At 46.0% G+C, this 12,566-nt stretch carries 12 protein-coding genes; 3 read left to right on the top strand and 9 right to left on the bottom strand.

The window, feature by feature from the left end; translation table 11 throughout:
* Positions 1 to 42: 42 nt before the first annotated feature.
* From gspK to gspC, 9 genes are read right to left on the bottom strand one after another with little or no spacing between them, the layout of a single operon-like run.
* Positions 43 to 1,053: a type II secretion system minor pseudopilin GspK gene (gspK, locus tag R7P72_RS22500; RefSeq protein WP_005379302.1), complete on the bottom strand. Its 1,011-nt coding sequence runs from the start codon at positions 1,051 to 1,053 to the stop codon at positions 43 to 45.
* The gene (gspJ, locus tag R7P72_RS22495) at positions 1,046 to 1,723 is read right to left on the bottom strand and encodes a type II secretion system minor pseudopilin GspJ (RefSeq protein ID WP_005379301.1); all 678 of its coding nucleotides are present in this window, start codon (positions 1,721 to 1,723) and stop codon (positions 1,046 to 1,048) included. The genes gspK and gspJ overlap by 8 nt, the downstream gene beginning before the upstream one ends.
* A complete protein-coding gene (gspI, locus tag R7P72_RS22490) occupies positions 1,710 to 2,099 on the bottom strand; it encodes a type II secretion system minor pseudopilin GspI (RefSeq protein ID WP_005379300.1) in 390 nt (129 codons plus the stop codon). The genes gspJ and gspI overlap by 14 nt, the downstream gene beginning before the upstream one ends.
* A complete protein-coding gene (locus R7P72_RS22485; RefSeq protein ID WP_031779019.1) occupies positions 2,086 to 2,685 on the bottom strand; it encodes a prepilin-type N-terminal cleavage/methylation domain-containing protein in 600 nt (199 codons plus the stop codon). The genes gspI and R7P72_RS22485 overlap by 14 nt, the downstream gene beginning before the upstream one ends.
* 29 nt (positions 2,686 to 2,714) lie before the next feature.
* Positions 2,715 to 3,158 carry a type II secretion system major pseudopilin GspG gene (gene gspG / locus R7P72_RS22480; RefSeq protein ID WP_005379298.1) on the bottom strand — a complete coding sequence of 148 codons (444 nt, stop codon included), beginning with the start codon at positions 3,156 to 3,158 and terminating at the stop codon, positions 2,715 to 2,717.
* Positions 3,159 to 3,217: 59 nt separating this feature from the next.
* Complete coding sequence (gene gspF, locus R7P72_RS22475) at positions 3,218 to 4,435, bottom strand: type II secretion system inner membrane protein GspF (RefSeq protein ID WP_005379297.1); 1,218 nt, start codon at positions 4,433 to 4,435, stop codon at positions 3,218 to 3,220.
* Positions 4,435 to 5,937 carry a type II secretion system ATPase GspE gene (gspE, locus tag R7P72_RS22470; protein WP_005379296.1) on the bottom strand — a complete coding sequence of 501 codons (1,503 nt, stop codon included), beginning with the start codon at positions 5,935 to 5,937 and terminating at the stop codon, positions 4,435 to 4,437. The genes gspF and gspE overlap by 1 nt, the downstream gene beginning before the upstream one ends.
* Entirely contained in the window at positions 5,937 to 7,955 is a 2,019-nt protein-coding gene (gspD, locus tag R7P72_RS22465) for a type II secretion system secretin GspD (protein WP_005379295.1), read from the bottom strand. The genes gspE and gspD overlap by 1 nt, the downstream gene beginning before the upstream one ends.
* A 36-nt stretch (positions 7,956 to 7,991) precedes the next feature.
* Complete coding sequence (gene gspC, locus R7P72_RS22460; protein WP_213907356.1) at positions 7,992 to 8,918, bottom strand: type II secretion system protein GspC; 927 nt, start codon at positions 8,916 to 8,918, stop codon at positions 7,992 to 7,994.
* A gap of 253 nt (positions 8,919 to 9,171) precedes the next feature.
* Between gspC and hslR the strand changes: the two genes are divergently transcribed.
* The 3 genes from hslR to pckA all read left to right on the top strand — a co-directional run bounded on the left by hslR (position 9,172) and on the right by pckA (position 12,430).
* Entirely contained in the window at positions 9,172 to 9,558 is a 387-nt protein-coding gene (hslR, locus tag R7P72_RS22455) for a ribosome-associated heat shock protein Hsp15 (RefSeq protein WP_005379292.1), read from the top strand.
* A 31-nt stretch (positions 9,559 to 9,589) separates the two neighbouring features.
* Positions 9,590 to 10,465, top strand: coding sequence for an Hsp33 family molecular chaperone HslO (gene hslO / locus R7P72_RS22450; protein ID WP_005379290.1), 876 nt, complete (start codon positions 9,590 to 9,592; stop codon positions 10,463 to 10,465).
* A 336-nt stretch (positions 10,466 to 10,801) separates the two neighbouring features.
* Complete coding sequence (gene pckA / locus R7P72_RS22445) at positions 10,802 to 12,430, top strand: phosphoenolpyruvate carboxykinase (ATP) (RefSeq protein ID WP_005379288.1); 1,629 nt, start codon at positions 10,802 to 10,804, stop codon at positions 12,428 to 12,430.
* Positions 12,431 to 12,566 lie beyond the last annotated feature (136 nt).

Raw genomic sequence — 12,566 nt, 5'->3', positions numbered from 1 at the left:
TCTGTCGACCACACCACCCAAGGAATGGTACTTTGTTGTTCGCTACTCAGCCGAACGGTCAGAAACTCGCTCACTGATCCCTCCAAAACGACGGCGAACTACGGTCACCGTTTCTCTATTTGTACTTTGCAAAAGGCTTCGGATACGTACACGTGATTCATCCACCAACACTTGTGCATCCAATTCAAAAAAGGCGCTATCCACACCCAAATAGCCTTTGGCGTTTTTCTTTACATCTTCACTTAAGCCAGCCATTTCTGACTCTGCTAAAAATTCATCAATGCTATCCCACCCATCAAATGGGCGTTTTTCAATTAGCTGAATCGCATCACTACTGCTTAAGTTTGGTGAGAACATTGCCACCAAAATCGGAGCTTGCTCAACATCAATCGTATTCACGTTTAAACGCCAGTCATCACTTGGTAATGCACAGACCAACGGCTCCAATTTTTGGAAAATTTCACCACTCACCTGATAGACAGCCCGTAACTCGGAAGCATCTGCCATCCAACCATTTGATGCCAAATAGGAAGGCTTCATCGCTTCATATGTGCTGTCTTCAACCCCAGTAGTCGAACGGACAGAGTCATCAGCATCAATGTATTCCCAAGTAGAGTCTGCAATGATTTCTGCTTGATATGGCTCGACATCCAACTCTTCTAATAGGCGCTGCAATACATTCACTAAATATGGTCTTGTAATTTGCTGACCCGTTGGTTGCACACGACTCAATACATTTAGATTAAAGCACGCTTGCTTGTCTCTAATTCGTCCCGCCGCTTGACCATAATCTAACGGATAGACTTGCTCTTTTATCGCCCACGGTTGACTCATATTAATCGTGTCGGTGTCTTTATAACTTTGTTCGATACCCACTTTTGCTAGCGCCTCGACGCCAAGGCTGTACCAGTACGCTTGCTGGTAATTGATTTGATTAGCGCCTCGCTGAAACTGCAAGAACAAACGTTCCGACATGCTGGCGGCAACCGTCGCCATAATCGCCAGCAACATCAACACTATAATCAAAGCAACACCGCGCTGACGGTTAACCATTATTGCTGTCTCCTGAACTTTCCTCTTTCTGACTCAATGTGCCATCAGGAGTGAGATAAGTGCGGGCAATTTCTCCATAGTCTTTGAGAGTGAGAACAACAGAAACCGCTTTCGGCAGCGCTTTTTCTTCAGCCCACTCTTTTTTCCATTGCTTACCATCATAAAAACGCATATCAAATGACTCGACCTGCGTTAGCAATGGAGTAACAGTGCCTTGTTGCCCAACCGGCGTATCAGGATAGTGCCACCATACTCGCTGCAGTGTTTCTTCTTTTAAGCGATAGCCAACCTTGGTTACTTCTCCACGAGGGAACTGCTGCTGAGGGTTGTGCCAACCTAAACGGGCAAACATCAGTCCTTTGGTATCGGAGTCCAACAGGTAATCGGACCAAAAAATTAGCCGGCTAGAAGGCTCTTCACCATTAGTACGCGTTTGACGCATCGCCATTTGACGAAAATCGTTATCCATCATAACCATGGCACGCTGAATTTCGTTTAAGCGTTGGGTTCGTTCTTGTGATAGCGCATTGCTACGCTGTACTTGCGATACCACTTGGTACGCTGCGACACTTAAACTGGCAAAGATGGCAATCGATACCAACACTTCAATAAGTGTAAAACCTTTTACCCTTTGGCGCGTGTTTGCGCGGGGATGATTATTGCGCCACATAGCTTCGTACCGTTAATACAGGGCTCGCGCTTTTCTCTACCGAGACGCTCACATCAAATGCTTTCAGCAATGGCTGCGTCGTGGCGACTGGCGTGACTTTCCAGAACCAAGTGCGTCCTGCCAGCTCTTCTGTGCCGTTTTTCGCTTTGAGTTCTCCGGTATTCAACATCACATTTGCCATCTGATTATCCACAACCATGGCTGCAAACATTTTTTCTTCTAGATAACTGATTGTATTAATATGCTGGCTCACAGAGCGAATGACGCTGATGGCAGCGGTAGCGAAAATTGCCAGTGCGACCAATACTTCCAGTAAGGTCATGCCTCTCGTCCGGCGATGACTCAAATTTGGGCGAGCTTGCTTAAAATTGCGCATTCTCATCCTCTTTCACTTCTTCGCCCGGAGCTAATAACAAAATTTGTCCACTTTCTTTGCCAATGACTCGCCAACCGTCATTAAAGGCATCACCATTTTGCGGAAAAAAAGACAGGGTAAATGGCGTGACTTCGGCGCTGGAAAAGATAAACACTTGCGGTGGCTGAATTTTCTTTTCGTCCTCTTCTTCTGCGAACATGTCTTCATCAAAAAGAGAACCTGGTTTGAATAAGCGCTCATCATTATCCCAAGCACCACCTCCGAGCTCGAGTTGTAGCGTAATATCTTCTTCTAGCTTGGTTTTGCTCGGAATCTGCTTTAATTTCAGAGGCTGCCAACCTTCTGAGGTTAAACTCAGTAGAGCGTAGGTCGATTTGGTATCATCCACTCGAACGCCAAAATCTTTACCGCTCAGCACCGCTTCTTCATTGAGCAGCTGTAAACGCTGAAAAAAGCTTTGAGCATACTGTTTGGAAAGATCTTTTTGGCTAGTCGGTAACGTCGAGATCACGGCCACAGCCGTAAGAGATAGCAAAACCAGCACCAATAGAATTTCTATCAATGTAAAACCGTTATGTTTTCGCATTTGTTTCATTAGTGCTGGCTTAGGCTCAATTATTGGAAGTCTTGCATGTTCCAGTTGCCAATATCTGCAGCTGGACCTTCTCCACCCTCTTGGCCATCTGCGCCTAGAGTGAAGATATCGATTGTACCGTTATCACCTGGGCTTAAGTATTGGTACTGGTTGCCCCAAGGGTCATTAGGAAGACGTTTGATGTAACCACCATCACGGTAGTTGCGTGGCTCTGGGTTAGATGGCTTACTAACCAATGCTTCTAGACCTTGGTCCGTTGTTGGGTAAACGCTGTTATCCAACTTGTACATATCTAAGGCATTTTCCAACGCGACAATGTCCGTAATCGCTTTTTGTTGGTCAGCCTTCTCTTTGTTACCCAATAGGTTTGGAACAACAAAACTTGCCAAAATACCTAGGATAACCACAACAACCATCACTTCTAAAAGTGTAAAACCCTGTTGTTTACTACGCTTAAACTTCATTTTTTTCTCCGAAAGTTAGATTAAAGCCATGCCGTTAGTAGACACGTCTTAATTCGAAATTATCCACTCATCAAGTTATTCATTTCTAGCATTGGCATCAAGGTCGCCATCACAATGAACAACACTAATCCAGCCATTAATGCAATCAGCGCAGGAGTAAACACACCCAGAGCAATATTGACTGTTGATTCAAAGTTTTGATCTTGGTTATCGGCAGCCCGCGTCAACATGCTCTCTAATTCACCACTTTGCTCACCACTGGCGATCATGTGTAGCATCATTGGTGGAAACAAGCGAGTTTGATCCAACGCCTTACGCAGACTAGCCCCCTCTCGAACGTTATCCGCTGCAAGCAAGACTTGCTGCTTCACATAACGGTTAGACATAACATCTACCGCAACGCGCATACCCTCTAGAATTGGAATCGCACTGGAAGTACAGATCGAAAGCGTTCGTGCGAATCGTGCGGTATTCAAACCTCGAGAGATCTTACCTATTAGCGGTAAGCTCAAGATTTTTCTGTCCCAAGCTAAGCGAAAGTCTGGCTTTTGCAACGCCAGTTTGAGGCCATAGAAAAGCGCCACCAGCACAACGAAAATAATCAGCCCCCAATCTTGCACAAACTCACTGGCTGCCAGTAAAAATTGCGTCGATTGAGGTAACTCTTGGCCCATCTGAATGATGGGTTCAATGATTTTAGGAACAACTGTCGCCAATAAGAACGAAACGATGACAACCGCGAATACCACCAAAACTACAGGATAAATCATGGCTTGAAGCAATTTAGATCGCATCTTTTGGCGGTTTTCGACGTAGTCTGCCAAACGCTCTAATACGGTATCGAGGTGACCTGATTTTTCGCCCGCCGCAACCATGGAGCGGTACAGTTCATCAAACACATGTGGGTAATCGGCAAAACTGTCGGCAAGCGGATAACCCTCTGTTACTTTCGAGCGAACCGCAGCCAACATAGAACGAATCCTCGGCTTTTCAGCCTGCTCAGAGACCGCACGCAAACACTCTTCCAAAGGCATACCTGATTGGACTAGCGTAGACAATTGCCGTGTGATGAGTGCCAGCTCAGATGTTGAGACGCCGCGCTTGAAGCTGACTGAACCTGAAGACTTAGCCGATTTAGCTTTCGTCTCAACCACTTCAATCGGGATCATCCCTTGCTCTTTGAGTCGCTGGCGCACTTGTCGGGCGTTGTCCCCTTCTATCGTGCCTTTTTTATGCTTGCCTTTTGCATCTAGCGCTTTGTACTCAAATGCCGCCATTAGGTTTCCTTCGTCACTCGCATCACTTCTTCAAGTGACGTAATGCCACGACGCACTTTGCTTAAACCATCGCTGCGAATACTTGGCGTATGGGCGCGAACGGCTCTCTCAATTTCTTGCTCACCAGACTCTCGGTGAATCAACTCTTGTACTTGCTCATCAACCATAATGAGCTCGTGGATACCTGTTCGACCTCGGTAGCCTTTTTGGTTACACGCTTCACAGCCTTTTGCTCGGTGCAGTTCTAACGGTTCATGCGCTTCCATACCAAACAGTTTTTTCTGTTCCGCATCGGCTTCATACGGCTCTTTACAGCTTGGACAAAGCGTTCGAACTAAGCGCTGCGCTAGCACCCCTAATAACGAAGAAGAAATAAGGAATGGCTCAATACCCATATCACGTAGACGCGTAATCGCACCCACTGCGGTGTTGGTGTGGAGAGTCGACATTACCAAGTGACCCGTTAAGGACGCTTGCACTGCAATTTGTGCGGTTTCTAAGTCACGGATCTCACCGACCATCACCACATCCGGGTCCTGACGCAGAATGGCACGCAAGCCGCGCGCAAACGTCATGTCGACCTTTGGGTTCACCTGAGTTTGACCGATGCCATCAATATCAAATTCGATCGGGTCTTCAACCGTTAGAATGTTGCGTTCGTTGCTATTGATCTCTTGCAAGCCAGCGTACAAGGTGGTGGATTTACCAGAACCTGTCGGGCCCGTCACCAAGATGATACCGTGAGGGCGGCCAATCAAGTGACGGAAGTTGTCATGCACTGAAGGGGTCATGCCCAAACTATGTAAATCAAGACGAGTCGCGTTTTTATCCAACAGACGCATTACCACGCGCTCCCCATGAGAGGACGGCATCGTCGATACACGCACGTCCACCGCACGACCACCGATACGCAACGAAATACGGCCATCTTGAGGCACACGCTTTTCTGCGATATCTAGTTTAGCCATAACCTTCACACGAGAAACCAGCAAAGGCGCTAGCTTACGACTTGGGGTCAGAACTTCACGCAATACGCCATCGACACGGAAACGAATCGAAAGGGTTTTCTCGAACGTCTCAATATGAATATCCGACGCACCTTCTTTGATCGCTTCGCCCAACATGGCGTTGATCAATTTGATGATTGGCGCATCGTCTTCCGATTCTAATAAGTCTTCATCATGCGGCAGTTCTTCAGCCAAAGAGAAGAAATCATCGCTATCAGCACCAATATCTTCCATCAACTGACGCGCTTCAGACGAGTCGCGTTGATATGCTTCAGTCAGCTTTTTATCAAAGGCTTCTTTATCGATAGGTTGCGGTACGAAGCTTTTCTTTAATACACGACGGACTTCAACCAGAGCCGCAGGGTTAAGCGGCTCGACATAGTAAAGAATAGGTGGACGCTCAGGATGCTCTGTCTCCAGCACCAGTTTAAAGCGGTTGGCAAAACTGAATGGCAGACGACGCATACTTGGCGCTGTGTCTAACATATCAACCATTAGTTGTTTTCCATTTGATCAATAAACGCTTGGATCTCTGTTGGGTGCTGACGCTCCTGGCCAAAGGCTGGCATAACCGGGATCTTCTCGTCAGCCATCAACTTCAAACCTTGATCCGCTTTGTAAAGCTGTTCTGCGCGAATAAAGTTGTATTTACGCTGCGTAATACCGTCGGCCGTCACACCATCGCGAATAATCGTCGGCTTGATGAACACCATCAAGTTACGTTTTTCTGTTTGCGTGCTAGTTGACTTGAACAGATGGCCAAGTACCGGAATGTCACCCAATAGCGGCACTTTAGACTCACTTTCAAGTGCGCGTTCATCGACCAAACCACCAAGAACCAACATCTGACCATCTTGGATCATGACAGAGGTGTTTAACTGTCGTTTAGCAAAGCGAACGTCAACCGCACCGTTTGCGCCTAATACGTTGGAAACTTCTTGTTCAATGTTTAACTGTACAGAGTCACCTTCGTTAATTTGTGGCACTACTTTGAGTTTGATACCGACTTCTTTACGGTCAACCGTTTGGAATGGGTTGTCGTTGTTTGAGCCAGCCGTAGAGCCCGTAATAACCGGAACCTCTTCACCCACAATAAATGATGCTTCGCCATTATCCATTACGGTAATACTCGGAGAAGATAGAATGTTTGAGTTGGAGTCAGAAGCAACAGCACTAATTAGCGCTGTCCAGTCACCCATGACAATACTCATTGCCGCACCATTTACTCCGCTAAGTGCTGACGCTAGCGTAGAGTAGTCACCTGATTCAGTAACATCATATGGCGTTCGTTCGCCATTAGAGTTGGTATAGTATTCAGTTCGGGTTTGATCTTTTGCTTCTTCTAGACCAACCATCACCTGACCAATCGGGGCTCCTGAGTTACCGTACTGAATTACAGCACCCGTTTCTAATGAACCCCACTGAACACCTAGGTTAATACCATCACCTTCAGACATTTCGACAATTAACGCTTCAATAAGAACCTGAGCACGACGAATATCGAGTTGAGAAATGACGTCTTGTAATGCCATCATAATATCTGGTGGCGCTGTTAAAACTAACGAGTTAGTTGCAGCGTGAGCAGCAATGACGACCTCACCACGCGATGCACCTGATGTTTTCTGACCGGCTTGCTTTTCAGCTTGCAGGTTATCGGAAACACCTTTCAATACATCCACCAAGTCTTCAGCTTTCGCATTTTTCAGGTACACAACTCGGTTGTTACCTTTTGTCGCCATTTCAACATCAAGTTGACGAATCAAACGTTTCAAGCGGGCTCTTACTTTTGGATCACCAGAAATTAAAATCGCGTTAGTACGTTCATCGGCCACAATTTTAGGTTCAAGGAACTCTGGCGTGCTTTTCTGATTCGCACTTTTATTCAGTGCTTCGACAATGCGTACCATTTCAGCAGCAGATGCATTACGCAGCTCCACCAATTCAATTTCTTTATCACCGGCTTGGTCAACACGCTTGATGATCTCTGCTAAGCGATTCACTACTGCCGCACGACCAGTAATCAAGATAATATTCGCTGGATCATAATGAACCACGTTACCGGCACCGGCGTTATCAATCAGCTGACGAAGTAGAGGAGACAACTCTCGAACCGACACATTACGCACCGCGACAACTCGAGTGATAACACTATCGCCTTGCGCGCTGCCATCACCTAACACAGGGATTGCTGAGGTTTTTGAGTCTTTTGCTTTGATAACCTTAAGTACCCCATTGTCCATTTCTACGACTGCGTAACCGTATACTTCAAGGACATTAAGGAAAAAGCTGTAGTATTGCTCTTCGTTAAGAACGTCATAGCTGCGGACATCGATTTTACCGCGTACTGAAGGATCAACAATGATGGTCTTTTCGAGGTTACGACCCACTATGTTGATGAATTCTTGAATATCAGTGCCTTTAAAGCTCGCACTAAATTCGTTTGCCATTGCACCTGGTACGCAGAGTAAACTTCCTGCTAGTAGCCAAGCACTTTTGCTGAACCAATGTTTCACGTATGTCTCCCTGAACTTACGCCGGTTGCCTAAGTCTTACAATTGGATATAGATATCGTACTGTTGGCCGTCTCGCTCAACAGTTAAATTTAATTCTTGCGGATCGCTCATCACTTGCATCAGTTGTACTGAAGAAGACGGGTCACTTAAATCGATCCCGTTCAGTTGAACCGCAATATCGCCAGGTTGTAGCCCTACATCATTAAATAATGCGGCATCACGACCAGGTGATACTCGATAACCAACAATGTCTCCGTCTTTTTTGACGGGTGAAATAGTGATGTATTTAAAAACGCTTTGTGGATCTTTCGCAATTTCCTCGCGGATTTGCTCTAATTTCTCTCCAACGTCAGACGTCGCTGCTTCTGCTCGCTGAGCTTGCGCCCTGGCTACCTGCGGCGATTCAGATAGCTTCTTATATTCTATACCTTCCATCATTAAGGTCTCGTCTCGACCTTGGTTATCAATGATGACGCGATCCACCAATACCGCTTTTAGTGTCGCACGTGTCCCTTCGATTTCTTCACCCAAACCGTACGTAGCTTGCTTACCTCGGTTAGCAATAACAGCAAGGCTGGTGTTGGCATCACTACTTGCAACCGCACCGACCAGCGTAAGGTTAAGGCGCGTCTTAGGGGCGTCTTTAACAATAGGCTGTTCTACAACCGCCGCTTTTTGCTCAGTGTATGTACCGAATAGGTTGGCATTCTGAAGGGCATTAAAATCTATCGCGTCGCCTTTATTGCTCGCAGCAACGCTACTCGCCGATGGACGCCATTGCGGCACTTCCGACGATTGAGGTATGGCTAACCACACAATTTTGCCAAGTATCCATCCGGTTATCGCAATAAACAGACAGGTAAGCAACAAGCTAAGTTTGGCTTGAATGGTATAATGATTGGACTTGATCTGAGCCAGTAGCGGTCTGCTTGATAATCCTGCACTTAGCTCTAAACGTTTCACTGAATGGATTCCTTTATTCTAACGTCCGTCATTTAAGCTATAACGATAGCTATCGACTTTAAATTGCTAAATTTGCAATAAAATTATTACTCAACAAAGAGCAGTGAACTATATCACAAGTTGTCTTTCATACCTTTTTCTTATGCAGTTTTTGCCAACTCCCTTGAAAAAAATACGCCTTGACTCCATCTGTAGGTGAATAATCCATCACTCATTGCCGTATTCGGGCAGTGATTAGATAGCGTAGTGTTCTATGAGTTCCCTAAATGAAGCCGTTAGGCTAGATAAATGGCTATGGGCCGCAAGATTTTACAAAACCCGCTCCATCGCGCGTAACATGGTCGATGGCGGTAAAGTCCACTATAATGGCCAACGAAGCAAGCCGAGTAAAATCGTTGAAGTGGGCGCTGAAGTCAGACTTCGTCAAGGCAACGAAGAAAAAATCGTGATCATCGAACAAATCTCAGATCAACGCCGAGGCGCTCCCATCGCACAAACCTTATATCGCGAAACCAATGAGAGTATCGCGAAACGTGAGGAACACGCGACTCAACGTAAGCTTAATGCCCACAACCCAAGTCCGGAACGCCGCCCAGATAAAAAGCAGCGCCGAGACATCATTAAGTTCAAACACCAATAAAAGCCGGAATTACCAACGAGGAAAGCACTCCATGGCAAATAATGTTTTAAACCGCTACCTATTCGAAGATCTTTCAGTACGTGGCGAGTTGGTACAATTGGATGAAGCGTACCAACGTGTTATCTCCAGCAAGGAATATCCGGCAGCAATAGAGAAACTGCTGGGTGAGCTACTCGTTTCAACTACTCTTTTAACTGCCACTCTTAAGTTCGAAGGTTCGATCACCATCCAGCTACAAGGCGACGGTCCTGTGTCTCTTGCCGTTATCAACGGTGACCATAACCAACGTGTTCGTGGCGTAGCTCGCTGGGAAGGCGATGTTGCCGATGACGCAAACATTCACGATCTAATGGGTAAGGGCTACCTTGTGATCACCATCGAACCGAAAAACGGCGAGCGTTACCAAGGCGTCGTTGGACTAGAAGGTGACACTTTAGCAGAAGTGCTAGAAGGCTACTTTGCAAACTCAGAGCAGTTAAAAACGCGCCTATGGATCCGCACTGGTGAGCATGAAGGCAAAGCACACGCAGCAGGTATGTTGATTCAAGTGATCCCTGACGGCACTGGCTCTCCAGATGATTTCGAACATCTAGAGCAGCTCACTGACACAGTAAAAGATGAAGAATTGTTTGGTTTAGAAGCGAACGAGTTATTGTATCGACTATATAACCAAGACAAAGTACGTCTGTACGAGCCGCAACCTGTCGAGTTCCATTGTGGCTGTTCTCGTGAGCGTAGCGGTGCCGCAATCATCACCGTTGAGAAAGCTGAAATTTATGACATTTTGGCAGAAGTTGGATCAGTTTCTTTACATTGTGATTACTGTGGCACAACTTATACGTTCGACGAATCTGAAGTCACTGAACTGTATGCACAAGCTTCTACGGACAAGAAAACCCTGCATTAATTTACATAGCTTATCAAGCACGTAATTTACCCTACAAAAGGCCAGCTTAACGCTGGCCTTTTTGTGATCAACCCCTCGTAATAACTAGCCTCAAGCGTAATAAAACAACTGCTTAATTTTAAACAATTAATAATGATTTTGCCCTAGCGCAAAGGATTGCGTGCACGATAGACTATTCCCACCAATATGTGACGGGTTACCTAAAACCTTATTGAAATCATGGGTAAATTTTGAGCTATCTCCCTGTTTTCTCCCCGCCCCGTTGCTAGCATGGTGAGCAGATTAAAATTAAAACATTCTTACAAAATCCCTACAAAATCCTTATAAGGAGCACCTATGACCGTTATGGAACATACTAAGGCTGCAACACTTGATCTAACCAAGCACGGACTGCATAACGTAAAAGAGGTTATTCGCAACCCAAGCTACGAAATGTTGTTTGAGGAAGAAACGCGTGAAGACCTAACCGGTTATGAGCGCGGCGTGGTTACTGAACTAGGTGCGGTTGCCGTTGACACTGGCATCTTTACTGGTCGCTCACCAAAAGATAAATACATCGTCAAAGACGCTACGACAGAAGAACATATGTGGTGGACGTCTGATCAAGTGAAAAATGATAACAAGCCAATCACTCCTGAAGTGTGGGACGAGCTAAAAGAACTGGTCACAAACCAGCTTTCTAACAAACGCTTGTTTGTTGTTGACGGTTACTGTGGTGCAAACCCAGATACACGTTTGAGCATTCGTGTTATCACAGAAGTCGCATGGCAAGCGCACTTCGTTAAAAACATGTTTATTCGCCCGACAGAAGAAGAGTTAGCGACATTTGAACCAGACTTCGTAGTAATGAATGGCGCAAAATGCACTAATCCAAAATGGGAAGAGCAAGGCCTGAACTCAGAAAACTTCACCGTATTTAACCTAACCGAGCGCATGCAACTTATCGGTGGTACTTGGTACGGCGGTGAAATGAAGAAAGGTATGTTCGCCATGATGAACTACTTCCTTCCACTAAAAGACATCGCATCAATGCACTGTAGCGCTAACATGGGCAAAGATGGCGATGTAGCGGTATTCTTCGGTCTATCTGGTACAGGTAAAACGACCCTGTCGACTGATCCTAAACGCGCGCTAATTGGTGATGATGAGCACGGCTGGGATGATGACGGTGTCTTCAACTTCGAAGGTGGTTGTTACGCAAAAACCATCAAACTTTCGAAAGAAGCAGAGCCGGACATCTACAATGCAATTCGTCGTGATGCACTGCTAGAAAACGTAACAGTACGTGGCGATGGTTCTATCGACTTTGATGATGGTTCGAAAACAGAAAACACACGTGTTTCTTACCCTATCTACCATATCGATAATATCGTTAAGCCAGTATCAAAAGGCGGTCACGCGAATAAAGTGATCTTCCTATCAGCCGATGCATTTGGCGTACTGCCTCCAGTATCTAAATTGACACCCGAGCAAACTAAGTACCACTTCCTGTCTGGCTTTACCGCCAAACTAGCGGGAACAGAGCGCGGTATTACTGAGCCAACACCAACTTTCTCTGCTTGTTTCGGCGCGGCGTTCCTAACGCTTCACCCAACTAAATACGCAGAAGTACTGGTTAAACGCATGGAAGCAGCAGGCGCTGAGGCTTACCTAGTGAATACTGGTTGGAACGGCACTGGCAAACGTATCTCTATTCAAGATACACGCGGAATTATTGATGCCATTCTTGATGGTTCGATTGAAGAAGCACCAACTAAGCACATTCCAATCTTCAACCTTGAAGTACCAACGTCACTACCAGGTGTGGATCCTAGCATTCTAGACCCTCGCGACACGTACGTTGACCCACTTCAGTGGGAAAGCAAAGCGAAAGATTTAGCAGCGCGCTTTATCAATAACTTTGATAAGTACACAGACAACGCTGAAGGTAAATCCCTGGTTGCGGCTGGTCCTCAGATTGATTAAATCGAGTAACAGCGACGTCGCGTAAACGCAGTGAAAAGTTGGCATTAACTTATCACCTTTACGTAGGCCAAGTTACAAAAATTGCTTCAAGCCCCTCTTTTGAGGGGCTTTTTATTGAATACCACAGAATATTGAT

The sequence above is a fragment of the Vibrio sp. Vb0888 genome, from assembly GCF_033338835.1.
Lineage (GTDB): Bacteria > Pseudomonadota > Gammaproteobacteria > Enterobacterales > Vibrionaceae > Vibrio > Vibrio alginolyticus.
Note: the sequence above shows the minus strand (reverse complement) of the source record. Positions and strands in the feature narration are given on the sequence as shown.